Raw genomic sequence first — 26,296 nt, forward strand, 5'->3', positions numbered from 1 at the left:
GGGCGTGGTCATCGCCTGGCTGTGGCATCGGGCTTGAGAAACAGGTGCGCGCGGCGGCGCACCTGATGAAGCGATTATTTTGCCGCGTTCAGCGTCGGCATTGATGGGATGTCGCGCGTGCTGTTACAGGTTTTCTCTTTCGGGCAGTACTTATCCAGCAGCTTCAGGGTCACGCCGTTGGTCCAGCCAAAGCCGTCCTGCAGCGGATACTCGCCACCGCCGCCACCGCCCAGCTGGGCGCCGTCAACCACGTACTTCTCAACCAGTTTGTGCTCGCGATCGTAAGTCTGCTGCACATTTTGCAGGAAGCGCTGACCGATCTGCTGCGCCAGCTGGTTCTGCTTATAGTGCTCCAGACCTTCGACCGCCACCCACTGCAGCGGAGCCCAGCCGTTCGGGGCATCCCACTGCTGACCGTTGTTTACCGTAGTCGTGACCAGCCCGCCCGGTTTCAGCAGCTGTTTTTCCACCGCGGCGGCGGTGCGTTCCGCCTGTTTGTCGCCCGCCAGCTGCATATACAGCGGGAACAGCGTGGCGGCGGTCAGCTGATTGTGCACCTGCTTTTTCTGGAAATCGTAGTCGGCATACCAGCCCTGTTTGTCATCCCACAGGTAGCGGTTGATCGCCGCCTGGCGCTTCCCGGCATCCGCAGCAAACTGCTGCGCCTGATCATCCTGTTTTGCCAGCTTCGCGGCTTTGGACAGCGTCTGTTCCAGATGGAACAGCAGACTGTTGAGGTCTACCGGAACCAGCTGGGTGGTGCGGATCGAGGCCAGGTTGTGCGCATCGGTGAACCAGCGCGAGCTGAAGTCCCAGCCAGAAGCCGCGCCCGCGCGCAGATCGCGGTACACCTGCTGTTTATCACGATCGGGCGCTTTTTTCGCGGTGTTGACATCGTCCAGCCAGGATTCGGTGCGCGGCACATCTCGATCGTCCCAGTAGCGATTGAGCAGGGTGCCGTCGCTCAGCTTCACTACGCGCTTGCTCGCCTGGGCGGCAGCCACCTTATCGCTGTCTGCCATCCAGTAGTCGTACTCTTTTTGCAGCTGCGGCAGATACTGGCGGTAGACATCGTCTCCCTTGTGGCTGGCCAGCAGATCCACCATCAGGCTGAAGAACGGCGGCTGCGAGCGGCTGAGATAGTAGCTGCGGTTACCGTTAGGGATGTGGCCATATTTGTCCAGCTCGCTGGCAAAGTTGTCCACCATATCCTGCACCCGATCCCAGTGACCGCTCTCTGCCAGCCCGAGCATGGTGAAGTAGCTGTCCCAGTAATAGACTTCGCGGAAACGCCCGCCTGGCACCACGTACGGTTTCGGCAGCGGCAGCAGCGAATCGTACTGGCTGGCCGTTGGCGTGCTGCGCGTCAGCACCGGCCATAGGCCATTGATGTGCGCGCGCAGGCTCTGGCCGGCGGGCGGCACGTATTTATCCTGCGCTTTGGGCAGGGTGAAGTTGGTGTCCACGAAGCGCCTGAGATCGAAATTACGCTGATTTTTCTGCATCTGCCAGTCGGCGAGAATCGACGCCGGGTCATATTTGGGGACCGCATCGGCAAAGGTTTTCTGGTCCGGATAAAATCTGGCCTGCTGCACGGCACTGAATAGTGGGCCGAGTCGCACATCCGGCGGCTGCGGCTGGGCGCTGAGCATGCGGCTGTTATCCTCAGCGTGCACAGCAGACGCGCTCAGCAGCGCCGCGCTGAGCAACAGGGTAAGACGCGCAGGCGTAAACACTACATTTTTTATCATCGGTTTTTCTCCTTGTCCGAAAAGGTGGTGCGCTAACGCATTGACCACCCGAACAACTTTAGACGGTAACGCGCCGCTTAGCCTTTTGCAGCGGCGGAAATGTGAAGCCTTCGCGATTAATCGCCGGAAAAGTGCGGCGCTGCGCGGGTTTTTACTTGCCCTGCGCCGCTATTTGCCTGAGGCTGAAAGAAAAAAGGAGAGCAGTATGGAGATCATCTGGTATCACCCGTCGCTTAACCCGCAGCCGTGGCTGGACGGCATGCGCCAGCGTCTGCCGGCGGTGCGCATCCGCCAGTGGCAGCCGGGCGATGACGCTCCCGCCGACTACGCGATTGTGCGATCGCCGCCGGTGGAGATGCTGGCGGGACGGGCGCTGCGTGGCGTATTCGCTATGGGCGCCGGCGTGGACGAAATTTTGCGGCAGCTGGGCGCGCACCCTGAGATGCTGGCTGATACGGTGCCGCTCTACCGGCTGGAAGATACCGGTATGGCGCGTCAGATGCAGGAGTACGCAAACTGGTGCGTGCTCGGCTGGTTCCGCCGCTTTGCCGACTATCAGCAGCAGCAGCAACAGGCGCGGTGGCAGCCGCTGCCGGACCGCGAACGTGCTAATTTTACTATTGGCGTGCTGGGCGCGGGCGTGCTTGGCCGCAGCGTGCTGGAGAGCCTGCAGCAGTGGGGCTTTCCGCTGCGCTGCTGGAGCCGTTCGCCGAAGCAGATTGCCGGTGTCAGCACCTTTCATGGCCGCGACCAGCTAACGCAATTCCTGGCCGGCACGCAGATACTGATTGATTTGCTGCCCGCCACGCCGGAAACCAGCAATCTGATCGATGGCGCGTTTCTTAGCGCGCTGCCGCGCGGCGCCTGTTTCCTCAACCTCGCGCGCGGTGCGCACGTGGTGGAGGCCGATCTACTGGCGGCGCTGGAGAGCGGGCAGCTGGCCGCTGCGGCGCTGGACGTGTTCCAGGTGGAACCGCTGCCGGCCAGCAGCCCGTTATGGTCTCATCCGCGTGTCATGATTACGCCGCATAATGCCGCGACGACCCTGCCGGATGAGGCGATGGACTATATTGCCGGTGCCATCACGGCACTGGAGCAGGGCCAACAGCCGGGCGGTCTGGTCGATCGCCAGCGCGGCTATTAATTCAGCAGAGGAGAAGAGGATGTATCCCGTCGATTTACACATGCACACCGTGGCCAGCACCCATGCTTACAGCACGCTGCACGATTACGTCGCGCAGGCGAAACAGAACGGCCTCAAGCTGTTCGCCATCACCGATCACGGTCCGGACATGGCCGATGCGCCGCACTACTGGCATTTTGTTAACATGCGCATCTGGCCGCGCGTGATTGACGGCGTCGGCGTGCTGCGCGGCATTGAAGCCAACATCAAAAACCAGCAGGGGGAGATTGATTGCAGCGGGCCGATGCTGGATGCGCTGGATCTGATCGTTGCCGGTTTCCATGAGCCGGTCTACGCGCCGCGCGATAAGGCTCACCACACGGAAGCGATGATCGCCACCATGGCCAGCGGGCTGGTGCACATCATCAGCCACCCGGGCAACCCGAAATTCCCGGTGGATATCCGCGCCATCGCGGAAGCCGCCGCGCACTACGATGTGGCGCTGGAGATCAACAACTCGTCATTTACCCATTCGCGTCCGGGCAGTGAACCTAACTGCCGCGCGATAGCGGAAGCGGTGCGTGATGCCGGTGGCCGGCTGGCGTTCGGCTCCGATTCGCACACTGCCTTCACGCTTGGCCATTTCGAACACTGCCTGCGTATCACGCGCGAAGTGGATTTTCCGCAGGATCGCGTGTTAAATGTCACGCCGCGTCGCCTGCTCGACTTTCTCGAACAGCGCACCGGCAAACACATTGCGGAATTTGCCGACTTTTAACTTTTTTGCCTCAAGGAATTCTGTTGCATGAATGAGTTTTCCATTCTCTGCCGCGTCATCGGCTCGCTGTTCAATCGCCAGCCGCAGGACCCGCTGCTGGTGCCGCTGTTCACCCTGCTGCGCGAAGGCAAACTGAAAGAACAGTGGCCGCTGGAGCAGGATGAACTGCTGACCCGGCTGCAGCAGAATAGCGATCCGCAGGCGCTGGCGGCGGATTACAACGCGCTGTTCGTTGGCAGCGACTGCAGCGTGCCGCCGTACGCCTCGCAGTGGCCAAACGGACCGCAGGAAGCCGACGTGCGGGCGTTTTTGACCTCGCGCGGTATGCCGCTGAGCGAGTCGCCAGCCGATCACTTCGGTGTGTTACTGTTGGCGGCATCCTGGCTGGAAGATCAGTCTGCGGAAGATGAGTCAGCGGCCCAGCTGGCGCTGTTTGATGACTACCTGCTGCCGTGGTGCGGTGCTTTCCTCGGTAAAGTGGAAGCGCACGCCACCACCGCATTTTATCGCACGCTGGCGGCGCTGAGCCGTGAAGCGATTCAGGCGATGTATGACGAACTGCGTGAAGAGGGCGACGACGCCTGAGTCGTTACCAGCAGGGATTGCTGCTGCCTGGCGGCTGCGCCGGCGTGGCGCACAGCATTGGCGTGCCGGGCAGATAAGCCGCGGCGCGCAGGCGCTCGCCAATTCCCCATTGACTGATCTCCAGCGCGCTCAGCGCATCGTGCGGCTGAGGCGTAATGCCGCGCTGTTCATCGTGTGGCGCTGCGCCGTGCTGCTGTAGCAACAGCGCGGTGCGCGCCAGCGACAGGCGCGCCTGCCAGCCGGTGCCGTTAACACGGCGCTGGCGCAATCCTTCCAGCACCGCAGCCGCCATCATATAGCCGGTGGCGTGATCCAGCGCCTGCACCGGCAGCGGCGTCGGCTTTTCGCCTTCCTGCCAGCGCATACCCTGTTCAGCGATGCCGCAGGCCATCTGCACCAGACTGTCAAAACCGCGCCGGTTGCGCCACGGTCCGTGCCAGCCCCAGGCGTTGAGGCTGACATCCACCAGCCCCGGAGCCAGCCGCTGGCGGCTCTCCGCATCCAGCCCCAGCGTTTCCAGTGCGTCGGCGCGATAGCCGTGCACCAGCACATCCGCATGCTGCAGCAGCGTGATCAGCCGATCGCGCCCGGCGCGGGTTTTGATATCCAGCTGCGCGCAGCGTTTGCCGCAGTTGATCTCCTCTTCCAGCGTCGGTTCGCGCCAGCCGGGCGGATCGATGCGCAGCACCTGCGCGCCGAGGCTGGCCAGAAAGCGGGTCGCCACCGGTCCGGCAATGATGCGCGTCAGATCCAGCACCCGCACGCCGAGCAGCGGGCGCGCCGGCAGCAGTGCCCAGCCCGGCGTGGGCGCTTCACCGGTTGCCTGCTGGGCAATCAGCGCTTCTTCGCTTACCGCCAGCCCCTGCGCGTGCTGCTGCCACTGTTGGGCGCTGCGCATCCACGCGGCGCAGCCACCGGCGTCAACCACGGCCTGCTCCAGCGCGAGTCCCTGCCAGCGCGCCACCGCCGCGGCCAGCGATGGCCGATCGGCGTGTTCGCCCAGCACGCGTGCCATGTCGGCGCGATGGTGCGGCGCGTTGGTGTGCAGGCGGATCCAGCCATCCTCGCAGGGATAGTCACCGGCCAGCAGATCCCACTGGGCGGCAGGCGGACGGTTCAGCGGCGTCAGGCTGTGCTGAAACCAGCGCGAGGCCAGCCGGACGTTAACGCTGACCGGGGCCGGACGGCCCAGCAGATCGCTCAGCGCCTGGCTGGCGAGGCCGATGCTGGTGGCGGCGAGTTCGCTGACGGCAAAAGCCGAAGAGAAGCTGTCGGTCTGAAGAAAGTTGATCGTCGGCGCGTGTTCCGCACCGCGCAATCCCTGCCATAGTTGCTGCCACAGTGCGGCAGCGCGTTGAGAATCCATGCTAAGCCTCCGGAAAACACGCGAGCTTCAAGCATAGCAGAGCGGATCAGCGGCGGCGCAGGCGCGGAAAGCGGGCGTGCATGCGCAGGTTACGCAAATTGATCACCGCAATCGCCGTCCCCAACACCACCAGCGAGGCACCGAGGATTTTGAAGCTGTTCATGCTGTCGCCCAGCACCAGCACGCCCATCAGCACCGCCAGCACCGGGGTCAGCAGTGAATAGGGCATGATCAGGTTGACGTTATATTTTTTCAGCAGCGCGTACCACAGTGTGTAGGCGACAATCGATGAGGCGAGGGCGCTGTACAGGATGCCAAACCAGCCGTGCCAGCCAGCGTGGCTCAGGGCGGTAAACTGCTGCGATTCGGTCAGCCACGAGGCGGCGCCGACAATCGGAATGGCGAGGAAGGAGATCCAGCCGGTCAGCGTCAGCGGTTTAATCGGCGGCGACTTTTTCACAATCATATTGCTCACCGCCCAGCCGGTGGCGCTGCACAGCAGAATACACAGCACCCACCATGCCGGAATCGTTGGGCTGCCGGAGAGCACCACGACGCCGGCCAGTGAGATGGCGATACCGCACAGCTGCACCAGCCGCAGCTTCTCTTTCAGCACCAGCATCGCCAGCAGCATGGCAATCGGCGTGCCCAGCTGAACCACAATGGCACCGGTGCCGGCATCGGTATAACGCATGCCGACAAACAGCAGCGAAAAGTGCATGAAACCAAAGGTAAAGGCCAGCGTCAGCAGCCACGGTAGCTGGGCGCGGGTGATGCGGCAAAACGGCACCAGCACGATGGCCACCACGACAAAGCGCATCCAGGTGAGAAACAGCGGCGGAAGCTCCAGCAATCCCCACTTCACCGCCACGTTATTGAAGGCCCAGATGCAAACTACCATCAGAACCAGAAAAAAATGCCGCACCGCCACGCTGCTGTCCTTGGTTTGAGAAAGGGTGTCACCGTCTAATGATGGCACGAAGGCGATCGATTGGCGCAGGCGGGCGGCGCTTTTTTTCGCGCTGGCATGAGCTTATGCCAGAAAAATACAGGACAAGGCGCAAAATTACTGTCAGAGTGGATGTCCGAAACACGATCATTTGAGGACCGTATTCGGCATGACACAGACCCGCGCACTCCCCCTTGCTCTGATTCAACTCGAAACGCCGCCGCCGCAGGTGGTGGCAAAAATTGGTGAACAACCGCAGTGGTTTATTGAAGCCCTCGCGTTACAGCCGGACGATTACGTCATTGTGCGGCCGCATCTCGGAGAAGCGCTGCCGGCTTTCTCTGGCATCAGCGGTGCGATTCTCAGCGGCTCGTGGGCGATGGTTACCGATCACGCCGACTGGAGCGAGCGCACGGCCGCGTGGATTCGCGCGGCCATCGACGCGCAACTGCCGCTGCTTGGCGTCTGCTATGGCCATCAGCTGATGGCCTATGCGCTGGGTGGCAAAGTGGGTGATAACCCGAACGGCTGGGAGCGCGGGCTGAAAACCCTGACGCGCGACGTACACCGCGATCCGTGGCTGGCGCAGCTGCCAGAGACCTTCCCGGCCTGGCTGTCACACCGGCAGTCGGTGCTGGTGCCGCCAGCGCAGGCACAGGTGCTGGCGCGTTCCGCGCTGGACGGTTGCCAGATCCTGCGCTATTCGCCGCAGGCGCTGTCGGTGCAGTTCCACCCGGAATTCAGCCACAACATCATGTGCGCCTGCCTGCCTGAGGGCGTCAGCGATGATGGCGCGCAGCTGTCTGGCGAAGACTGGGCGCGCGAGCTGCTGCAGCGTTTCTGGCAGCAAACGCGCCCGCAGGCGCAGGTTCAGGGCGCGTAATGGCGCGTGCAGCGATAAACCCACGCGGGTGGCATATTCTTCAGCACCCGCTGGCGCTGCCAGGTGAAGTAGCGTGACAGGCTGGGCTGGGTCAGCGAGGTGTACTGAAACTGGACGAATACACCGCGCGGTCCCAGCACATCATGCACCGCGCTGAGAATCGCTTCGCGCGTGGCGGGCGGCAGCGACAGCAGCGGCAGGCCGGAAAAAATCACATCGTACTCCCCCGACAAATACTCTGCCGAGCAGGCGCGCACCTGCATGCGCGCATCGTTCCAGCGGCGTAAACCCTTTACCAGCTCGGGACTGATTTCAAACACATCCAGCTGCGCCTGCGGGGCCATGTGCGCCAGCAGATGGCGGGTGAGCACGCCGTCGCCGGCACCCAGCTCGGCGATGCGCAGGCTGTGCTCCCAGTTGACCGTTTCACACATGGCGCGACACAGGGCAGCCGAAGAGGGCGTAATGCTGCCCATTTTGCGCGGATTGCGGATAAATTGCTGAACGAAATTCGCTTTGGCGCGCATTGCCATCAGGGCGGAAGCCAGCATGATTTTCTCCTGTTCACGGGGCTGCTTCATATTGACCGCACAAATCGCACATGTTTCGCTTTTCCTGACGCGCACGGCAAAACTCGGAATTTTCTGTCTGCGGCGGGCGCGCGTTCTGGCGTGACGGCAGGACGGTGGCGTCATGCCGCATTTTCCTTCGGTGCGGTCACAGTTTCCCGCTGCGCGATCTGACAGGCTGGCATTGTTCGTTCAATGTTAATAACAAGTTTCATAGTTGTTACTCGCCACTCTGTCCCGCAAGGAGAAACACCATGCGTTACGCTGCTCCGGGAGAAACCGGTTCTCTCATCCATCTGCAATCGCGTTATGGCAACTTTATCAACGGCGAGTTTGTGCCGCCGGTGAACGGTAACTACTTCGTCAACACCACGCCGATTAATGGCTCGACCATCGGCGAATTCCCGCGCTCGGATAAGCAGGATATCGATAACGCGGTGGCCGCCGCGCAGGCTGCCGCTGACGCGTGGGGCAAAACCTCGCCGCAGGCGCGTTCACTGCTGCTGCTGAAAATTGCCGACCGGCTGGAAGCCAATCTGGAAGCCATCGCGGTCAATGAAACCTGGGATAACGGCAAGCCGGTGCGCGAAACCCTGGCGGCCGATTTACCGCTGGCGGTTGACCACTTCCGCTATTTCGCGGGCTGCGTGCGCGCGCAGGAAGGCACCGCCGCCGAAATCGACGAGTTCACCGCCGCCTACCACTTTCATGAGCCGCTTGGGGTCGTCGGACAAATTATCCCGTGGAACTTCCCGCTGCTGATGGCGGCGTGGAAACTGGCGCCGGCGCTGGGTGCCGGTAACTGCGTGGTGCTGAAGCCCGCTGAACAGACGCCGCTCTCCATTACCCTATTGATGGAGCTGATTAAAGACCTGGTGCCGCCGGGCGTGATTAACGTGGTGCACGGCTACGGTAAAGAGGCCGGCGAGGCGCTGGCTTCGCATCCGGGTATCGCCAAGATCGCCTTTACCGGATCGACCGCCACTGGCGGCCACATTCTTGAGCTGGCGGCAAAAAGCCTGATCCCGTCCACCGTCGAGCTGGGCGGCAAGTCGCCCAACATTTTCTTTGAAGACATCATGCAGGCGGAGGAGAGCTTCATCGAAAAAGCGGCCGAAGGCGTGGTGCTGGGCTTCCTCAATCAGGGCGAAGTCTGTACCTGTCCGTCACGCGCGCTGGTTCAGGAGTCGATTTTTGAGCCGTTTATGGCGGCGGTGATGAAGCGCATCCAGACCATTAAGCGTGGCGATCCGCTCGACACTGAGACCATGATCGGCGCGCAGGCGTCGCAGCAGCAGTTCGACAAAATTCTCTCTTACCTGGAGATTGCGCAGCAGGAGGGCGCGCAGGTGCTGCACGGCGGCGGGGTGGAGAAAATCGGTGAAGCGTTTGCCAGCGGTTACTACATTCAGCCGACGCTGCTGAAAGGTGATAACAGCATGCGCGTCTTCCAGGAGGAGATTTTCGGACCGGTGGTCGGCGTGCTGACCTTTAAAGATGAAGCGGAAGCGATTGCCATCGCCAACGATTCGATTTACGGCCTCGGTGCGGGCGTGTGGACGCGCGATATCAACCGTGCTTACCGCGTAGGTCGCGCGATCAAAGCCGGTCGCGTCTGGACCAACTGCTATCACCTCTATCCGGCGCACGCCGCGTTTGGCGGCTATAAAAAATCCGGTATTGGCCGTGAAACCCACAAAATGATGCTCGATCACTATCAGCAGACCAAAAATTTGCTGGTCAGCTACAGTACGCAGCCTCTCGGCTTTTTCTGATTTAACCGGCAGCGGTGCGCGCCGCTGCCGCCTTCATGGCAACGTCACACAGCTCTGTCACAGTGCTGACAGAAAAAACAGATTATTCCCCCTGTTATTAAGACGCGTCTTGTCGATATTAAGAGGCGTGAGTTTATACAGTAACGCACCGTTTTTAAGGAGAGAAGATGAACACCCTGTACCACTTTCAGGAGCAGCACGACGAAGTGCTGGATGCGGTCGAAGAGAATATCATTACTGTAAATCTGCCGGGCCGCCAGGCGATCTACGTGATTGGCCAGAACGACGACGATGCCGATCTGTTGCTGGACGTGCAGCTGCGCGGTGTGTGAGCGCCGCAGGGGCTGGCAGACAAAAAAAATCCGCAGCTTTTACGCCGCGGATTTTTTTATTGCAGGCCGGCTTATTTCACGCAGGCAGCACACTGGTTGTGGATTTGCTGGAAGAAGTCGTTGCCTTTGTCATCCACCAGGATGAACGCCGGGAAGTTCTCCACTTCAATTTTCCAGATCGCTTCCATGCCCAGTTCAGCATACTCCACGCACTCCAGACTCTTAATGCTTTGCTGCGCCAGCACCGCCGCCGGGCCGCCAATACTGCCCAGATAGAAGCCGCCGTGTTTATGGCAGGCATCCGTGACCTGCTGGCTGCGGTTACCTTTGGCCAGCATCACCATGCTGCCGCCGTTAGCCTGCAGCAGATCGACGTAGGAGTCCATGCGGCCGGCGGTGGTCGGACCGAGTGAACCGGACGCGTAACCTTCCGGCGTTTTCGCCGGGCCCGCATAGTACACCGGATGATCTTTGATGTACTGCGGCAGACCTTCGCCGTTGTCGATGCGCTCTTTCAGTTTGGCGTGCGCAATATCACGCGCCACGATGATGGTGCCGTTCAGCGACAGACGCGTTGCCACCGGGTAAGCGGAGAGCTGGGCGAGGATCTCGCTCATCGGGCGATTGAGATCGACGCTGACCACTTCGCCTTCGCCCTGCTGACGCAGCGCTTCCGGGATATAGCGGCCTGGGTTGTCTTCCAGCTTCTCGATCCAGATGCCTTCGCGGTTAATTTTGGCTTTGATGTTGCGGTCAGCCGAGCAGGAAACGCCCATGCCCACCGGGCAGGATGCGCCGTGACGCGGCAGACGCACCACGCGGATATCGTGAGCAAAATACTTACCGCCAAACTGCGCGCCGAGGCCGAGTTTCTGCGAGGCTTCCAGCAGTTCCTGTTCCAGCTGCACGTCGCGGAACGCCTGACCGTGTTCGTTACCTTCGGTCGGCAGCGAATCGTAATAGTGGGTTGACGCCAGCTTCACGGTTTTCAGCGTGCTTTCAGCGGAAGTGCCGCCGATGACAAATGCAATGTGGTACGGCGGACAGGCCGCCGTGCCGAGCGACATCATTTTATCGATCAGGTAGTTTTTCAGCTTCGCTGGTGTGATCAGCGCTTTGGTTTCCTGATACAGATAGGTTTTGTTAGCAGAACCGCCACCTTTGGCGATGCACAGGAATTTGTATTCGTCGCCGTCAACGCTGTAGAGATCGATCTGCGCCGGCAGGTTGGTGCCGGTGTTGACCTCTTTGTACATATCGAGCGGCGCGTTCTGTGAATAGCGCAGGTTATCTTCGATAAAAGTGTTGTAGACGCCCTGAGACAGCGCCGCTTCATCGCCGCCGCCGGTCCAGACGCGCTGGCCTTTTTTACCCATGATGATGGCGGTGCCGGTATCCTGGCAGGTTGGCAGCACGCCCTTGGCGGCGATTTCTGAGTTACGCAGGAACTGCAGCGCCACGTATTTGTCGTTCTGGCTGGCTTCATCGTCCGCCAGAATCGACGCCACCTGCTGCTGATGCGAGGCGCGCAGCATGAAAGAGGCATCGTGGAACGCCTGCTGCGCCAGCAGCGTCAGGGCTTTCGGGTCGACTTTCAGGACTTCTTCGCCATCAAAGTTGGCCACGGAAACATGGTCGCGGCTCAGCAGATAGTACTCGGTATCATCTTTGGCGAGAGGAAAGGGATTCTGGTAGTAGAAGGGTTTGTTCGACATGTTGGCTCACTTAGCTTCGTGTTGCCCGCCAGCATGACGGGCGACAAATTAGGCGATCTGTTATTCGATTTTCTCTCGCCAGTCGTCGGCAAGAGCTGACTGGCGAGTATCATACCACTTTAACGTTATTACGCGGCTGCGTTTTTAACATCAAAGCAACATCATCAGAACATCATCACCATCCACGGGTAGGCAATCACCATCAGCGCCACCAGGAACAGGGCACCAAAGATGGTACCGAGACGCCAGTAATCTTTGGTTGGCAGGTAGCCGCTACCGTAGTAAATCGGGCTTGGGCCTGTGCCGTACGGGGTGATAATGCCCATCACACCCAGTGAGGTACACATCATCAGGCAGAACACCGGCATGTTGATGCCTGGAATCGACGCGGCGATGGTCAGCATGGCAGGCAGCAGGGCAGTGGTGTGCGCCGTGGTGCTGGCGAACAGATAGTGCAGCAGGTAGAAGGCCACCAGCAGTACCACTGCAGAAACCTGCGGGTCGTAGCCGTGCAGCAGCAGCGCCCCTTCTTTACCCAGCCACGCGATGAAGCCCACGCGTGCCAGGCCATCGGCCAGCGCAACCAGGGTGGCAAACCAGGCAAAGGTGTTCCATGCGGCTTTGTTGCTGGTGATGTCGTTCCAGTTCAGCACGCCGGTCCACAGCATCAGCACGATAACCAGCAGGGCGGCCATCGCCGGTTCAATCCACGCCGTGGCGAAGATCCACATCATCAGCGCGGCGACCACGAATACCAGCAGCAGAATCTCGTTGCGCGACAGCGGACCCAGTTTATCCAGCTCGGCTTTGGCCCAGCGTGGCACTTCGTCATTGATTTTCACTTCTGGCGGATAGAGCCAGTAAGCCAGCAGCGGCATGGTGAGAATCAGCAGGATACCCAGCGGCAGGAAGGCGAGGAACCACATGCCCCATGAGATATCAAAGCCGACCACGCTTTTTACCAGCGCCAGCGCCAGCAGGTTCGGCGCCAGCGCCGACAGGAACATTGAGCTGGTGATACAGGCAGCGGTGATGGCAACCCACATCAGGTAAGAACCAATTTTGCGCGCGCTCGGATCGTTGGGTTTAGAACCGTACAGCGGCGGCAGGTTGGCGATGATGGGATAGATGGTGCCGCCACTGCGCGCGGTGTTGGACGGCGTGAACGGTGCCAGCAGCAGGTCAGCAAAGGTGATGGCATAGCCGAGCGTCAGGCTGCGGCGGCCGAGATATTTCACCAGAATCAGCGCCAGGCGACGACCGAACTGGGTTTTATCGTAGCCGGCGGCAAACATGAACGCGCCGAAAATCAGCCATACGGTGGAGTTGCCGAAGCCGCTCACCGCCCATTTAAACGCCTGACCGGCCGTTTTGAATTTGGGATCGGCCAGTTCCGCCGGGCTGAACAGCACGTACTGGCTGAACAGCGCGATGATGACCACGCCGGTCAGGCCGATGACCGCACCCGGCAGCGGTTCAAAGATCAGGCCGACAATCACCCCGACGAAGATGGCAAAGAAGTGCCACGCGTACGGTTCCAGCCCGGCAGGGGTCGGCACCAGCAGCAACAGCACGGCAACCACGATCGGCAGGCACAACATGACTAGCCGGTTCTTTTTCCCCGGCGCGGCAGGTGGCGCCTTTAGGGGTTCACTCTGGGTTGTTTGTGTATTCATAGTTTTGGTCTGCAAGTTATGGGAATGCGATTGACGGCCCGGTCGGGTTGATTTTTTTTAGTTACGAAACGCTTGTAGCAGATCAACCGGGGCGTTTTAAAGTGTCTTTTACATGAATCTTCGTTATTGCAATTTTGCTTCGCGAATTATCAATTGAATGTCGCTATGATGCGATTAATTAGAATATCTATTTTGATCTGGATCAATAAAATTATTAGCGGATTTTTTCTTTTAACCTTTTGCGCCGTAATAAATGAACCAACAGGTGTAAAATATGTGTTAAAAATGAACGGAACGGCAAAATCAGCGTAAAAAACGCCGGAGAATGGGTTTTTATCTTTATGATATTCAATCATTTTCTTTTAATGTTAGGAAAAAGTTGATTTTTGTCAAGTATTGGTTAAAACTTAGCGGAGCGCGGATTTCAGCAATGAGCAACAAATTCTATTTTTACGCGTAAAACTTATATAACTAACATTCTGGGTTATGTAACTAAATAAAATGGTATATTTATACCATGAAGTCGGACCACTTAAATTAATTATAAAGACCTCCGAACTGCCAAAGAATTGAATACACGATTTCTTAATTCTGGAGTTGCTCATTATGAATACGCTCACCCCGATTCTTAATCCGCTGACATTGCCAAAAGGGGCGGTGCTGAAAAACCGTCTGGTGATGGCACCGATGACCACCTGTACCGGCTATTATGACGGCGGCGTCACCAGCGACCTCGTCGAGTACTATCGCGTGCGTGCCGGCAGCATCGGTACCGTGATCGTCGAGTGTGCTTTTATTGATAACCGCGGTCCGGCATTCCCGGGCGCTATCGGTATCGACAGCGACAACAAAATCCCTGGCCTGGCCCGAATCGCGCATGCCATCAAATCTCAGGGTTCCAAAGCCATTTTGCAGATTTACCACGGCGGTCGCATGGTTGAACCCGCGCTGATCGGCGGTAAAACCCCGGTCGCGCCCAGCGCTATCGCCGCGCCGCGTGAAGGTGCCAGCACCCCGCAGGCGCTGACGGCGGAAGAAGTGGACGTGATGATCACTAAGTTTGGTGATGCGGTGAACCGCGCCATCAAAGCTGGCTTCGACGGCGTGGAGATCCACGGCGCTAACACCTACCTGATTCAGCAGTTCTACTCACCTAACTCTAACCAGCGCGACGACAAATGGGGCGGTAGCCGCGACAACCGCGCGCGCTTCCCGCTGGAAGTGCTGGAAATCACCCACAAAATGGCGGAACGCTTCGCCGCGGCGGATTTCATTATCGGTTATCGCTTCTCGCCGGAAGAGCTGGAAGTGCCCGGTATCCGCTGGGACGACACGCTGTATCTGCTGGAGAAACTGGCGGCGCGCGGGCTGGATTACGTGCACTTCTCCGTTGGCCAGCTGCTGCGTCCATCGATTGTCGACACCCAGGACCCGACGCCGTTAATCAGCAAATACATTGAACAGCGCTCGGCGACGCTGGCGAAAGTGCCGGTGATTGGCGTGGGTGGCGTGGTGAACAAAGAGGATGCCGAACTGGCGCTGGCCTCCGGTTTCGATCTGGTGGCGATTGGTAAAGCCTGCATCGCCTATCCGGACTGGGCCGACCGCATCATCAAAAACGAGCACATGGATCTGTACATCGACAGCACCAAACGCGAAGCGCTGACCATTCCGGAACCGCTGTGGCGCTTCTCGCTGGTGGATGCGATGATCCGTGACGTCAGCGATGGCCATCGCAAGTACAAAGCCGGCGTTTACCAGGCGAAAGTTGAAGCCGAAGCGCTGAAGCTGAAAATCAACGTGACGCTCGATACCGACCGTATCACCGACATCTCGCTGGTGCCGGATCCTAACCTTGATGTCGATTTCACCAGCACCTTTGAAAGCCTGCGTGAACGTATTCTGGTGGCGAACAGCCCGCACGTCGATGCCATCACCGGCGCGACCACCCAGAGTGAAGCGCTGAAGAAAGCGGTATCGCGCGCGCTCACCACCTCCAGCAAAGAGTATGTGATTGAAGAGGGCGGTAACCCGAATGCGCCGGTCAACTACGATGTGGTGGTGGTCGGTACCGGCGGGGCCGGTCTGGCGGCGGCGATTCAGGCGCACGATGACGGTGCGCGCGTGGTGATCATCGAGAAGATGCCTACCATCGGCGGTAACACCATCAAAGCCTCGGTGGGGATGAACGCCGCGGAAACCCGCTATCAGAAACTGAAAGGCATCGAAGACAGCAAAGAGCTGTTCTACGAGGAAACGCTGAAAGGCGGCAAGTTCAAAAACAACCCGGTGCTGCTGCGTGAATTCGTTGAGCGCGCGCCAGAAGCCATTGAGTGGCTGGCGGCGAAAGAGATTGAGCTGAGTGATATCACCATCACCGGCGGCATGAGCATTGACCGTACGCACCGTCCGGAAGATCGCTCGGCGGTAGGTGGCTTCCTGATCAGCGGCCTGGTGAAAAACGTCAACCAGCGCAACATTGAAGTGCTGCTGGAAACCTCGGTATCCGAGATTCTGTTCGAAAACGGCGCGGTGAGCGGCGTGAAAGTGGTCGATGAGTACAACGACAGCCGCATCCTGAATGCGAAAAGCGTGATTGTCGCCACCGGTGGCTTCAGCGCCAACCGTGAGATGGTGGTGAAATACCGTCCTGAGCTGGACGGCTTTGTTACCACCAACCACAAAGGGGCCACCGGCAGCGGTATCGCCATGCTGCAGAAAATTGGTGCAGAGACCGTCGACATGGGCGAAATCCAGATTCACCCGACGGTTGAGCAGACCACTTCGTACCTGATTTCCGAAGCGATGCGCGGCGGCGGGGCGATTCTGGTCAGCCAGGCCGGTAAGCGTTTCTATAACGAAATGGAAACCCGCGACAAAGTCTCTGCCGAGATCATCGCGCTGCCGGAAAAAAGCGCGTGGATCGTGTTTGACGAGCAGGTACGTGCCAACAACAAAGCGGCGGACGAATATATCGCCAAAGGCTTTGTGATCAGCGCGCCAACGCCACACGAGCTGGCGGTGAAACTCAATATGGATCAGGAAACGCTACAAAGCACGCTGGGCCGTTACAACGAGTTTGTGATTAACCAGAAAGACGAAGACTTTGGCCGTGCCACCGCGCTGCGTCATCCGCTCAATCAGGGGCCGTTCTTCGCGATTCGTATCGCTCCAGGCGTGCACCACACCATGGGCGGCGTGACCATCAATACCGAGACCGCGGTACTTGATGCGCAGAAACAGGTGATTCCAGGTGCCTGGGCGGCGGGCGAAGTGGTCGGCGGCATCCACGGTGCGAACCGCATCGGCGGTAACGCCGTCGCCGATATCATCATCTTTGGTATCAAAGCCGGTCGTAATGCCGCTAAACTGGCGTTAGGTAACTAAGCCATCACGATGCCCGCGCCCTGCGGGCATCGTTCTCTTACGGGGCAATAATGACAAGCGACGCTGGCGTCCATTCCTATTCTGCCGTCCTTATGGGTTCGCCCATTCTGCTCAAACTGTTCGAAGACAATCCTACGCTGGCCAGCCAGGTCTTTCGCCTGATCAAACAGCAGGAAAACCTGTTCACCGTTAACCGCGCCGAATCTGAAGTGATGGCCATTAATCAGGCCGCCGGACGCCATCCGGTGGTGGTGAGCGCGCCGGTGTTTGCGCTGATTAGCGTGGCGCATGCGGTGAGCATCCTGCCGGACAGCGCGTTTAACTTCACCATCGGTCCGGTGGTGAAACGCTGGAAGATTGGTTTTCAGGGGCGAGAGGTACCGCCCGCAGCGGAGATTGAGGCGCTGCTGCGCCTGACCGATCCGCATCAGGTGGTGCTGGATGCCGAGCAGCATTCGGTGCTTCTGCCGCTGCCGGGCATGGAGATCGATTTGGGTGCTATCGCAAAAGGCTATATCGCTGACGTGGTGCAGGCGTTTCTGCGCCAGCAGGGCGTCGCGCAGGCACTGATTAATCTCGGTGGCAATGTGCAGACGCTGGGCAGTCCGCCGCATCAGCCGCAGGGCTGGGGCATCGGCCTGAAAAAGCCGTTTGGCCGGGACGATGAACTGCTGGGTACGCTGCAGGTGCAGGGCAAATCGGTGGTGACGTCCGGGATTTATGAGCGCTTCTTTGAGCGCGACGGACGCTGCTGGCATCACATCTTCGATCCGCGCACCGGTTATCCGCTGGACAATGAACTGCTGAGCGTGACGGTGATTGCCGATCGCTCACTGGATGGCGATATCTACACCACGCTGCTGTACGGCATGGGCGTGGAGCAGGGGCTGGCGTATCTCGCCGGCCAGCCCGATATCGACGCGGTATTTGTCACCCGCGATCGGCAAATCATCTGCTCGCCGGCGCGCCATTTCCGCTTCAGCCAGCTGGATTGCAGCTGGCAGCTGCGTCACTGACAGTACTGTTGCAGCAGCGAATGGTACTCCGGCTGCAGGCGATAGCGATACACCGGGCGGCCAGTGGCACCGTAGTGAATGCTGGTGAACAGGATGTTAATCTGCGCCAGCCAGATCAGATACTTGCGGCACGAGACGCGTGAAATGTTCACTTCTGCCGCCAGTTCGTCGGTGGAAAACTCATGGCCCGGATGGGCATCAATCCACTGACACAGCGTGCGCAGCGTCTGCGGCGTCAGGCCTTTCGGCAGCCGTTTGTTGTCGTGCTGGGTGGCCGGGCTGCCGTGCATCAGCAGATCGAGATCCGACTGCTGATAGTAGTGCTGGTTGTCCATCAGCGACTTTTTCTGCCGCCAGCCGGTCAGCGCCTCTTCAAAACGCGGGAACTGGAACGGTTTGATCAGATAATCCACTACGCCGTAGTGCAGCGAGGTTTTGATGTTCTCCGCATCGGCCGCTGACGAAATGATGATCACTTCAACCGAACTCTGCGCCTGGCGCAGCTCCGGCAGCAGATCGAGCCCATTTTCCTGCTGCATATAGATATCCAGCAGCACCAGGTCGATCGGCGTTTCGCTATTGAACAGGAACTCGCGCGCCTGCTGCAGCGTCGCGGCGGTACCCACGCAGTGAAAGCCCGGTACCTGGCCGATAAAGCTGCGGTTCAGCTCGGCCACCATGGCGTCATCGTCGACCACTAACACGTTAATCATGCGGTTTGGTTTCCTCCATCCCACGGAAGTTGGACTAAAAATTGGGTGAACACGCCGGGCTCGGACTCCACGCTGACGCTGCCGCCAAGGTGCTCCGTCTGCTGTTTCAGCAGGAACAGGCCAACGCCGCGATCTTCCCCTTTGGTGGAGAAGCCCTTGTCGAACACGGTCGCCAGATGCTGCGCCGCGATACCCGGTCCGTCATCGCTCACTTCACAGGTCAGCCAGCCGTTCTGGTAGTGCAGCATGACGTGGATTTCGCCCTCGGTCTGCCCGCTCATCGCATCCAGCGCATTCTCCACCAGATTGCCGACCACGGTGATCAGCGCCGCCATTTGCTGCTCGTTGCCGCTGTCCGGCAGGTAGCTGGCATCGCTGATGGTCAGACGATGGCCGCAATCGGAGGCGCGGTTAATTTTGCTGAGCAGAAAACCGGCGATCACCGGTGATTTGATTTTCTCCAGCAGGAAGCCAATTTCCGTCTGATAGTTATTGGCGGTCTTCAGAATATAGGCTTCCACCTGCGCATAGTTTTTCATGTGCAGCAGGCCGAGGATCACGTGCAGCTTATTCATGAACTCATGCGAGCGCTCACGCAGGGCATCAACATAGTTTACCATGCCGGTCAGACGCTGCATCAGCTGGCTGATTTCGGTCTTGTCCCTGAAGGTGCAGACTGCGCCGATAATGCGTCCCTGGCTGCGCACCGGCACGGTGTTGCTTAGCAGCAGACGACCATTGACGTTGAGCTCCTCATCGCGCAGCGCCCGCCCGCTGTTGAGCACCTCCTGCAGATGCTGGTCGATCACCGAGGCATCATAAATGCGCGCGGTACTCACTACGCTGCTGCCCATTTTATCGCTAAGCAGCTGGCGCGCCGCCTGATTGACCAGCGTCACCTCGCCCTGATCGTCCATCGCTACCACGCCTTCCTTGACGGAGTTGAGGATCGCCTGGCGCTGTTCAAACAGGGTGGAAATTTCGTATGGCTCGAGGCCAAACAGAATGCGCTTCAGCACGCGCACCAGGATAAAGGTGCCAACCGCGCCGGCAAAGGTGCCGATCAGGATGGTCCACAGAATGCTCCAGCGGCTCTGGTTGATCTGGTCGGTGACCGCTTCCAGCGAAATGCCGATCGCCACCACGCCAATCTGCCGCTGCTGGGCGTCATACACCGGGGTAAACACGCGCAGTGCTTTGGCCAGCGAGCCCTGATTGACCGAGACATTCTCGTTGCCGCGCAGCGCCGGTTCGATGTCCGGGCCGATAAAGTGTTTGCCCACCAGCTCTGGATTGCGGTGCGAGTAGCGGATGCCGTCCATGTTAGTGATGCTGATAAACAGCAGATGGTTACTCTCTTCCACCGCTTTGGCGATAGGCTGAATAGCGGCCCGATCGGGCGGCAGGCGCAGCGCCTGCTGAATTTCGGGGGATTTCGCCAGCGTGCGCGCCACCGCCATGGCTTTATCCTCCAGCTGGCTGCGCGTCGCGGCCCCAATCTGGAAGAAATAAAACATGTGTACGCTCAGCAGCACCAGCACAATCACCGCGCTGAGCATCAGCGTCACCAGGGTGTTGAGCTTCATCGGTCGCCTGCGCGCCGGCGTGGCTTGCTGTGGAGAGGTCATGATCGTGCTCTGCGGAAAACGGGGGGCTATTATGACGGATAATCCGCAGCGGGTCGCGCTAAATGCAGGAAGGCCGTCAGCGATGACGACCTTCCGTGGGGGAGAGCGGGCGGGTTAACCCTGTTTCACCCGGTTCGCGAAGCTTTTACGCAGTTTCTGCAGCTTCGGCGGGATTACCGCCAGGCAGTAACCGTTACGCTGACCAGCACCGTCCCAGTAATCCTGATGATAATCTTCTGCCGGATACCAGGCTTTCAGCGGCTCAATGGTGGTCACCACCGGCACGTTGTGATCTTCCTGCGCACGGGCAATCGCCGCAATCGCTTCGGCTTCCTGCTCCGCGTTAGCCGGGAAAATCGCCGAACGGTACTGGGTGCCAACATCATTACCCTGGCGGTTCAGCTGGGTGGGATCGTGGGTCGCGAAGCTGATATCCAGCAGATCGCCATAGCTCACTTTCTCCGGATCGAAGCCTACGCGAATCGCTTCGGCGTGGCCGGTCGCACCGCTGCACACCTGCTCGTAGGTAGGATTAGGACGTTCACCGCCAGTGTAACCACTTTCGACTGACTCGACGCCAATCACATCTTTGAATACTGCTTCGGTGCACCAGAAACAGCCACCCGCGATAATCGCATATTCGGTTGCCATTGTTTTACTCCTGTCAGGGCGAAAGCGTTAGAGTGGGGGTTCAGCACGCTGAATTCAAGCCGCTTTCTGTTAACATTTCGGGCGCAACCTGGCACAACCTGGCGCGGCTTGGCCCGTAGCGCCTTGCCATTGCGCGCAGACGATCTGCGCCGCACGGGTGCAGCATTGATGCAAACGCCAGCCGATCTACCAGCGGCGCTTTTACCTGCGCGATAAAACGTTATTCAGCGGTGAGATGTCGTGGTGTATTTTGCGCGTAATAGCCCGGATGATACGAAGCAGATAATATTCTTGTTTAAATAGAATAACGCGGCTCAGCTGAGCCGCATCAGGTAAATGACTTTCTGTCGGCGCGAATTAACGGATACTCCAGTAGTCTACAATATCGCTATTATTAAAAGTGATATAGAGTCTATTACCGTGTATTTCGGTATTTCCACTACGTTTATCTGCCATTTTGCCTGCCGTAGAGGATACTTCACTTGCTGAGTTTGCCATACCTAACGCGCCGGATACGGCTCCCGCTCCCGGGATGTAGCCCAGCAGCGAAGAGGCGCTGCTGTAATCCGCATTTTTCTCGTAAATCCAGGTGGTGCCCTGAGAGGATTTTTGATTATCATCCGGGACACCATAAAGCTGCTGCACTTCCGCCTTGGTGGTTTTCCCTTCTTTAATGTGTGACTGAACGTAGGTCGCGCTGTATTTATCCTCACCCCCCGTCGACGAACATCCACTTAACAGGATAACGAGCATCACCATCAAACCCATAAGGTTAATTTTCATTTTTCCCTCTTTGTAAGTTTATTGTAAAGTCCAGATTTAAATATCACGGCCTTAATGGTTGCGCAATATTATAATGGTGCGCTTTATCTCATTTTGCTGATGCGGCAATTTTAATTATGGCTAACCTTTTGATATGGATTTGTTTTTGTTGTGATGCGCCGGCAATAAATTTTCATTGATTTTAAAATAGCGTCGGCCATTTAGGGCAGTGAAGTTTAAGCATTAAGTGCTGTATTCGTCAGCGCCCGATATTGATCAATTATCTGTAAATTAATTTCATCATTAATCGCTTATCGATTGGTGTGAATTATCAATTTTCTCTCCCGCCGCCTTGCGATTATTCCGAGTAGCGTGACAGGTTCAGGGTCGCCGCGGGAGAGAGGTTAAGTCACTTTGCCTTCACGCGCGGCACGTCACTAATACGCGTGGTGTAAGCCGGAGACAGCATGTCGCGTTTCATCGCCCAGGGTTTCTGAATGCCCTGACCGGCAAACCACAAGGCACCGCGCTGGTGGGCGTTGATCTTATCCATCAGCGCCATCAGCTGATCGCTGTTACGGCGCGGCTGATAGTCAGCAAACAGATCAAACTGTGCCACGCCATCACTGAAGAAGTCACCCAGCATCACGCCGCCTTTCAGATAGCGCTTGCCGGGGACCCAGATGCGATCCAGACAGTTGAGCGTGGCCTGAATAATGTCGCGGCTGTCGGCGGTGGGGGTCACCAGCGTCTGGCTGGCGGCGTTGGCATAGTAGGGCTGATGCGGATCGTGCGGGCTGGTGCGAATAAACGCCCCGATGTAGCGGCAATACTGGCGCTCGCTGCGCAGTTTCTCCGCTGCGCGTGCTGCATAGCTGGCAATGGCTTCGCGCATATCCTGATAATCGGTAATGCGATCGCCAAACGAGCGCGAGCAGAGGATATTTTGCCGGTGCGGAATCACCTCTTCAAATGCCAGGCACGGTTCGCCGCGCAGCTCGCGCACGGTGCGCTCCAGCACCACGCCAAAATGCTTACGGATCAGCGCAGTGGGCGTCTCCGCCAGCTGCAGGGCGGTTTCAATCCCCATCAGGTTCAGCTTGTTCGATAAACGGCGGCCGACGCCCCATACTTCCTCTACGCCGACCCGCTGCATCAGCCCGCGCTGGCGCGCCGGGGCAGAGAGGTCCATCACGTTATCGGCTTTGGTCCAGCGTTTGGCCGCCCAGTTAGCCAGCTTGGCGAGGGTTTTCGTTGGCGCGATGCCGACGCCCACTTTCAGGTGCGTCTCTTTCCACAGGCAATCACGCACCTCCTGTCCGTAGCGCGTCAGCGAGGTGTAGCCCTCAAGCCCGCTGACATCCAGAAAGGCTTCGTCAATTGAGTAGACGTCCACGCGCGGCGCCAGTCGGTCGAGCGTCTCCATCACGCGCGCCGACATGTCGCCGTACAGCGCATAGTTGGATGAAAACACCACCACCTGATGGCGCATCAGCTCGTCGCGATGCTTGAACCACGGCGCCCCCATTTTTATGCCCAGCCGCTTCGCTTCACGGCTCAGTGAGATAATGCAGCCGTCGTTGTTCGACAGCACCACAATTGGCCTGCCGCGCAGATCCGGGCGAAACACCGTTTCGCAGCTGGCGTAGAAAGAGTTTACGTCGACCAATGCATACATCACCGGCACCCTGAAAAATACTGTATATAAAAACAGTATGTGCAGAGGCGTGCTAAAGATCAAGCGGCAGGATTGTGCATTGCCGAATGTGCGAGCTGGAGCAAGTTACTAACTGAACGGTCTCTGAGAGACGAAATTTTTATGCCATTTCCGTATCCCAGTCTTATGCGTCGAAACGCCAGAAAGCCTGCATAGTTGCATGCATTCCTGTGAAAAAATTAATAGTCTGAAGAATAATCAATATTAAAAATAAATCCGGTTAACCATGAGATTAAAAAGTAAAATAACGCTATGTTGCTCAATGTTTTTGGCAGTATAGGTTATGTAAATAGATAAGGTTTTTGCTTAAGTTTCGCCGAATTTTATTTCAAGCTCCCATTTGATTCGGATCATCTAACTCAGGATGTCTTTGCCTTAAAATATTTCTATAGTTATTCGGTTGCAAGGCTACAGGTGTGAGCGATTTATCAATACAGGAAGTACACGATTACTGTCTCAACTTAACGCAACGTATTATTAAAAGCTTTAACTGGAAAAATATCACCACAGGCGTATTGAGCGAAGCGGAGAAGCAATCCCTTGCCGCAGGCGTTACAGGGAGTAAGCTCAACTGGGCATGGGGGATGGAGCGCTACCAGGGTACAGCAAATGACAACGGCATATTAGATATAAGCCTCAAGGTCATTGACTATGCAGATCCTGAGGTACTGCATGCTGTCATCCTCTGTAAATATGACACACTGCGTAACGAGTTTGCTATTTGTATGCTGGAAAATTTTATTGTTGATAAAGAGACATCATTGTCAGGTAAAGTCTTTATTATCGCACTGGTATATGCCACGACTTTTTGCGCAATGGTGGGTTTGGATGACGTGCATATCTGTGACCCTGTCCCCGAGGCTCAGTCCCGATATAGATCGTATGGTTTTGCTTTCGTATTCGATGCTCCTGATAAAATGTCCTCATCGGTAGAAGAGATACAAGATAAAATACGCGAGAAAGTGCGGCGGTTTTTTTGAAGAAGAATAAATCAACGCAGGAATTCAGCATCCTGTTTGATAAATAAACAAGGGTAGGGTAAATTATGAACATAGCAGGAACTTCAGGAGGCATCATGATTAAGCAAAGTAAAAAAATTGATACATCCAGGGCGATGACTGCTGCCAAACGTTCAGTCGCTTTCTGGTCTTCCATTGATGGTGCGAAGCTTGCCAGAGTAGGTTTTGAAGAAAAAGATGCTGACGTTATTGGTCCGGAGAAGCCGTCAGCGAAGGCACGAATCGCCAGTTAACAATAAGCAATCGTATCGTTATCAGAATCAAAGCTCCTGTCGCGGGGGCTTTTTTGCTTTACATGCCTGAGTTTTTAGCAGGCCGGAAACATGTATAAACGCACCCCGGCGGAAGGCGGTTCGGAAGAGTGTATGACAACCGGACGAAAAAAACGGCGCTCCCGTCAGGGAAACGCCGTGGGCCAGGCGGCCAGTTACTGCGCGAGAAAAAACGGTGTCACTGCATACTCTGACTGAACGTCACTGCGACTTCTTGCTGCCTGCTTCCGCGCCGGTGATCGGATCGATCAGCGGATCGGACGCGGTGCGTGCGGCCAGCGCATCAATGTCGCGCTGCTCATCCGCCGACAGCGTTACCGACGGCAACCCATCTCCGCCGTCAACGGCCGGCTGCGGATCGGCCACATAATCGAAGTTGTCATCGGAGTTCCAGCTACCGCGCACGTCGTCACCTTCCGACATGTTGTAGTAGTTGTGCGCATACTGCTCAATTGGCGGCAGCTTGCCCGGTGGGAAGTTGTCGCGAATAGAGTACAGCGCTTTCTCAAATGAAAGCTGGTGCGCGGCCTCACGCGTCATCAGGAAGCCCAGGGCATCCTTCACGCCGACATCGTCAGTGACGTTGATCAGGCGTTCGTAGATGATTTTGGCGCGCGCTTCGGCGGCGATATTCGACCGTAAATCCGCCGTCACTTCGCCGATGGTATCCACGTAAGCTGCGGTCCACGGCACGCCGCCGGAGTTGGTCAGCGGTGGGCCACCGCCATAAAGAATCGAGGTCAGATGGCTATCGTTACCGGCACCGGTAATTGAGCGATACAGTTCGCCTTCCGCTTCAGTGCCTTCAGCCAGCTTGCCTTTGGCGCCCTTATTGAGCATGCCAACCAGCGAGCCGATAATCTCAAGGTGGCTGAGCTCCTCGGTAGCGATATCCATCAGCAGGTCGCGGCGTCCTAAATCCTCATCGCCCAGACCCTGAGTAAAATAGCGCATGGCCGCAGCCAGTTCGCCCTGCGGACCGCCAAACTGCTCTAACAGCAGATTGGCCAGGCCCGGGTTCGGCGCGCTGACGCGCACCGTGTACTGCAGTTTCTTAACGTGTCGAAACATAGCTCACCTCAAAAAAGTCTCTTGCGGGAAGAGAAAATCAGCGTTTCGCTTTCGCGTCCGGGTCTTCGCTGCGCAGCAGGAACTGATCGGTCAGCTCTGGCATATGGGTTAACATCCAGTCCGCCATCGCGATCTCCTGCTCACAGATCTGTTTAAGAATGGCAACGCTCTCTTCGTCACCGGCGCGCGTGGCGGCGCTGATCAGGCTGGTATAGCTGCCAATCTCAGCGTTTTCGAACACGTAGCCGCTGATCGCGCCTTTCACCACTTCGTCTTCCGCAAAAGTGCCGCCAAACGCCTGGCCCATAGCGGCCATTTTCCCCATCACGTCTTTCACGCTGGAGTGGGAAATACCGTGGCGGTCGAGAATGGATTCCAGCAGAGACTGCTGCTGACGGGTTTCTTCGATATGCTGCTCAATGCGGGCCCGCAGCTGCGGGTAATTTTCCAGGCGTTTTGCCATCTGCTCCAGCATGGTTTCAGCCTGCTTTTCCATGGCGTGAGCGTCGCGCAGCCAGTCGTGATAATGCGAGAGTGCGGATGTGGTCGTCATATCTA

23 protein-coding genes are annotated in these 26,296 nt (G+C 57.8%); 10 read left to right on the forward strand and 13 right to left on the reverse strand.

Annotation, left to right across the window (positions count from 1 at the left end; genetic code table 11):
- Positions 1–74: 74 nt before the first annotated feature.
- Positions 75–1,751, reverse strand: coding sequence for an alpha,alpha-trehalase TreA (treA, locus tag MXF20_RS02650; protein ID WP_325967524.1), 1,677 nt, complete (start codon positions 1,749–1,751; stop codon positions 75–77).
- Between the two features lie 205 nt (positions 1,752–1,956).
- Here treA and ghrA point away from each other — a divergent pair, with 205 nt between their 5' ends.
- From ghrA to MXF20_RS02665, 3 genes are read left to right on the forward strand one after another with little or no spacing between them, the layout of a single operon-like run.
- Entirely contained in the window at positions 1,957–2,895 is a 939-nt protein-coding gene (gene ghrA, locus MXF20_RS02655; protein ID WP_325967526.1) for a glyoxylate/hydroxypyruvate reductase GhrA, read from the forward strand.
- 19 nt (positions 2,896–2,914) lie between these two features.
- Complete coding sequence (locus MXF20_RS02660) at positions 2,915–3,652, forward strand: phosphatase (RefSeq protein ID WP_325967529.1); 738 nt, start codon at positions 2,915–2,917, stop codon at positions 3,650–3,652.
- A 27-nt stretch (positions 3,653–3,679) separates the two neighbouring features.
- The gene (locus tag MXF20_RS02665) at positions 3,680–4,237 is read left to right on the forward strand and encodes a molecular chaperone (protein ID WP_325967532.1); all 558 of its coding nucleotides are present in this window, start codon (positions 3,680–3,682) and stop codon (positions 4,235–4,237) included.
- Between the two features lie 4 nt (positions 4,238–4,241).
- Here MXF20_RS02665 and MXF20_RS02670 read toward each other — a convergent pair whose 3' ends face one another.
- Both MXF20_RS02670 and MXF20_RS02675 read right to left on the reverse strand, forming a co-directional pair.
- A complete protein-coding gene (locus tag MXF20_RS02670) occupies positions 4,242–5,603 on the reverse strand; it encodes a CoA transferase (protein ID WP_325967535.1) in 1,362 nt (453 codons plus the stop codon).
- A 46-nt stretch (positions 5,604–5,649) separates the two neighbouring features.
- Positions 5,650–6,534 (reverse strand): DMT family transporter, encoded by an 885-nt coding sequence (locus MXF20_RS02675; RefSeq protein ID WP_325967538.1) that lies wholly within the window; start codon positions 6,532–6,534, stop codon positions 5,650–5,652.
- A 187-nt stretch (positions 6,535–6,721) separates the two neighbouring features.
- On the opposite strand from MXF20_RS02675, the gene MXF20_RS02680 reads away from it, so the two are divergent.
- The gene (locus MXF20_RS02680) at positions 6,722–7,435 is read left to right on the forward strand and encodes a glutamine amidotransferase (RefSeq protein WP_325967541.1); all 714 of its coding nucleotides are present in this window, start codon (positions 6,722–6,724) and stop codon (positions 7,433–7,435) included.
- Here MXF20_RS02680 and MXF20_RS02685 read toward each other — a convergent pair.
- Positions 7,423–7,986, reverse strand: coding sequence for a class I SAM-dependent methyltransferase (locus tag MXF20_RS02685; RefSeq protein ID WP_325967544.1), 564 nt, complete (start codon positions 7,984–7,986; stop codon positions 7,423–7,425). The two genes, MXF20_RS02680 and MXF20_RS02685, sit on opposite strands and share 13 nt — an antisense overlap.
- A gap of 272 nt (positions 7,987–8,258) precedes the next feature.
- On the opposite strand from MXF20_RS02685, the gene MXF20_RS02690 reads away from it, so the two are divergent.
- Positions 8,259–9,779: an aldehyde dehydrogenase family protein gene (locus tag MXF20_RS02690; RefSeq protein ID WP_021506345.1), complete on the forward strand. Its 1,521-nt coding sequence runs from the start codon at positions 8,259–8,261 to the stop codon at positions 9,777–9,779.
- A 167-nt stretch (positions 9,780–9,946) separates the two neighbouring features.
- On the forward strand, positions 9,947–10,111 hold the full coding sequence (locus tag MXF20_RS02695) for a hypothetical protein (RefSeq protein WP_021506344.1): 165 nt from the start codon (positions 9,947–9,949) through the stop codon (positions 10,109–10,111).
- A gap of 71 nt (positions 10,112–10,182) precedes the next feature.
- Here the strand turns inward: MXF20_RS02695 and fumA are convergent, their stop codons facing one another.
- Both fumA and MXF20_RS02705 read right to left on the reverse strand, forming a co-directional pair.
- The gene (gene fumA, locus MXF20_RS02700; RefSeq protein ID WP_058769655.1) at positions 10,183–11,826 is read right to left on the reverse strand and encodes a class I fumarate hydratase FumA; all 1,644 of its coding nucleotides are present in this window, start codon (positions 11,824–11,826) and stop codon (positions 10,183–10,185) included.
- A 164-nt stretch (positions 11,827–11,990) separates the two neighbouring features.
- A complete protein-coding gene (locus tag MXF20_RS02705) occupies positions 11,991–13,502 on the reverse strand; it encodes an anion permease (RefSeq protein WP_325967545.1) in 1,512 nt (503 codons plus the stop codon).
- Between the two features lie 606 nt (positions 13,503–14,108).
- Here MXF20_RS02705 and MXF20_RS02710 point away from each other — a divergent pair.
- Together MXF20_RS02710 and MXF20_RS02715 are read left to right on the forward strand one after the other, a co-directional pair.
- Entirely contained in the window at positions 14,109–16,889 is a 2,781-nt protein-coding gene (locus MXF20_RS02710) for a flavocytochrome c (RefSeq protein ID WP_325967546.1), read from the forward strand.
- Positions 16,890–16,939: 50 nt separating this feature from the next.
- Positions 16,940–17,905 (forward strand): FAD:protein FMN transferase, encoded by a 966-nt coding sequence (locus MXF20_RS02715; protein WP_325967549.1) that lies wholly within the window; start codon positions 16,940–16,942, stop codon positions 17,903–17,905.
- Here MXF20_RS02715 and dcuR read toward each other — a convergent pair.
- The 5 genes from dcuR to umuC form a co-directional block, all read right to left on the reverse strand.
- Positions 17,899–18,618 (reverse strand): two-component system response regulator DcuR, encoded by a 720-nt coding sequence (gene dcuR, locus MXF20_RS02720; protein ID WP_021506339.1) that lies wholly within the window; start codon positions 18,616–18,618, stop codon positions 17,899–17,901. The two genes, MXF20_RS02715 and dcuR, sit on opposite strands and share 7 nt — an antisense overlap.
- A complete protein-coding gene (locus tag MXF20_RS02725) occupies positions 18,615–20,246 on the reverse strand; it encodes a sensor histidine kinase (RefSeq protein WP_325967550.1) in 1,632 nt (543 codons plus the stop codon). Before MXF20_RS02725 ends, dcuR begins: the two co-directional genes overlap by 4 nt.
- Positions 20,247–20,360: 114 nt before the next feature.
- On the reverse strand, positions 20,361–20,897 hold the full coding sequence (msrA, locus tag MXF20_RS02730) for a peptide-methionine (S)-S-oxide reductase MsrA (RefSeq protein ID WP_325967552.1): 537 nt from the start codon (positions 20,895–20,897) through the stop codon (positions 20,361–20,363).
- Between the two features lie 357 nt (positions 20,898–21,254).
- On the reverse strand, positions 21,255–21,680 hold the full coding sequence (locus tag MXF20_RS02735; protein WP_223815622.1) for a hypothetical protein: 426 nt from the start codon (positions 21,678–21,680) through the stop codon (positions 21,255–21,257).
- Between the two features lie 388 nt (positions 21,681–22,068).
- A complete protein-coding gene (gene umuC, locus MXF20_RS02740) occupies positions 22,069–23,337 on the reverse strand; it encodes a translesion error-prone DNA polymerase V subunit UmuC (RefSeq protein ID WP_325967555.1) in 1,269 nt (422 codons plus the stop codon).
- 455 nt (positions 23,338–23,792) lie between these two features.
- On the opposite strand from umuC, the gene MXF20_RS02745 reads away from it, so the two are divergent.
- Positions 23,793–24,356 carry a hypothetical protein gene (locus MXF20_RS02745; protein WP_325967556.1) on the forward strand — a complete coding sequence of 188 codons (564 nt, stop codon included), beginning with the start codon at positions 23,793–23,795 and terminating at the stop codon, positions 24,354–24,356.
- A gap of 95 nt (positions 24,357–24,451) precedes the next feature.
- Positions 24,452–24,628, forward strand: coding sequence for a hypothetical protein (locus MXF20_RS02750; protein ID WP_325967559.1), 177 nt, complete (start codon positions 24,452–24,454; stop codon positions 24,626–24,628).
- Between the two features lie 240 nt (positions 24,629–24,868).
- Here MXF20_RS02750 and MXF20_RS02755 read toward each other — a convergent pair whose 3' ends face one another.
- On the reverse strand, positions 24,869–25,738 hold the full coding sequence (locus MXF20_RS02755; protein ID WP_325967561.1) for a manganese catalase family protein: 870 nt from the start codon (positions 25,736–25,738) through the stop codon (positions 24,869–24,871).
- A 37-nt stretch (positions 25,739–25,775) separates the two neighbouring features.
- Positions 25,776–26,291, reverse strand: coding sequence for a ferritin-like domain-containing protein (locus tag MXF20_RS02760; RefSeq protein ID WP_238560967.1), 516 nt, complete (start codon positions 26,289–26,291; stop codon positions 25,776–25,778).
- Between the last annotated feature and the right edge of the window lie 5 nt (positions 26,292–26,296).

It is taken from the genome of Pantoea dispersa, from assembly GCF_035783935.1.
Classification (GTDB): Bacteria; Pseudomonadota; Gammaproteobacteria; order Enterobacterales; family Enterobacteriaceae; genus Pantoea; species Pantoea dispersa_C.

Coding starts and splice junctions, on each gene's coding strand:
- umuC (WP_325967555.1), bottom strand. CDS start 23,337: ATGTATGCATTGGTCGACGTAAACTCTTTCTACGCCAGCTGCGAAACG.
- MXF20_RS02755 (WP_325967561.1), bottom strand. CDS start 25,738: ATGTTTCGACACGTTAAGAAACTGCAGTACACGGTGCGCGTCAGCGCG.
- MXF20_RS02735 (WP_223815622.1), bottom strand. CDS start 21,680: ATGAAAATTAACCTTATGGGTTTGATGGTGATGCTCGTTATCCTGTTA.
- MXF20_RS02695 (WP_021506344.1), top strand. CDS start 9,947: ATGAACACCCTGTACCACTTTCAGGAGCAGCACGACGAAGTGCTGGAT.
- MXF20_RS02665 (WP_325967532.1), top strand. CDS start 3,680: ATGAATGAGTTTTCCATTCTCTGCCGCGTCATCGGCTCGCTGTTCAAT.
- MXF20_RS02705 (WP_325967545.1), bottom strand. CDS start 13,502: ATGAATACACAAACAACCCAGAGTGAACCCCTAAAGGCGCCACCTGCC.
- MXF20_RS02670 (WP_325967535.1), bottom strand. CDS start 5,603: ATGGATTCTCAACGCGCTGCCGCACTGTGGCAGCAACTATGGCAGGGA.
- fumA (WP_058769655.1), bottom strand. CDS start 11,826: ATGTCGAACAAACCCTTCTACTACCAGAATCCCTTTCCTCTCGCCAAA.
- MXF20_RS02690 (WP_021506345.1), top strand. CDS start 8,259: ATGCGTTACGCTGCTCCGGGAGAAACCGGTTCTCTCATCCATCTGCAA.
- dcuR (WP_021506339.1), bottom strand. CDS start 18,618: ATGATTAACGTGTTAGTGGTCGACGATGACGCCATGGTGGCCGAGCTG.
- MXF20_RS02715 (WP_325967549.1), top strand. CDS start 16,940: ATGACAAGCGACGCTGGCGTCCATTCCTATTCTGCCGTCCTTATGGGT.
- MXF20_RS02685 (WP_325967544.1), bottom strand. CDS start 7,986: ATGCTGGCTTCCGCCCTGATGGCAATGCGCGCCAAAGCGAATTTCGTT.
- MXF20_RS02725 (WP_325967550.1), bottom strand. CDS start 20,246: ATGACCTCTCCACAGCAAGCCACGCCGGCGCGCAGGCGACCGATGAAG.
- ghrA (WP_325967526.1), top strand. CDS start 1,957: ATGGAGATCATCTGGTATCACCCGTCGCTTAACCCGCAGCCGTGGCTG.
- MXF20_RS02760 (WP_238560967.1), bottom strand. CDS start 26,291: ATGACGACCACATCCGCACTCTCGCATTATCACGACTGGCTGCGCGAC.
- msrA (WP_325967552.1), bottom strand. CDS start 20,897: ATGGCAACCGAATATGCGATTATCGCGGGTGGCTGTTTCTGGTGCACC.
- MXF20_RS02660 (WP_325967529.1), top strand. CDS start 2,915: ATGTATCCCGTCGATTTACACATGCACACCGTGGCCAGCACCCATGCT.
- MXF20_RS02680 (WP_325967541.1), top strand. CDS start 6,722: ATGACACAGACCCGCGCACTCCCCCTTGCTCTGATTCAACTCGAAACG.
- MXF20_RS02710 (WP_325967546.1), top strand. CDS start 14,109: ATGAATACGCTCACCCCGATTCTTAATCCGCTGACATTGCCAAAAGGG.
- treA (WP_325967524.1), bottom strand. CDS start 1,751: ATGATAAAAAATGTAGTGTTTACGCCTGCGCGTCTTACCCTGTTGCTC.
- MXF20_RS02750 (WP_325967559.1), top strand. CDS start 24,452: ATGATTAAGCAAAGTAAAAAAATTGATACATCCAGGGCGATGACTGCT.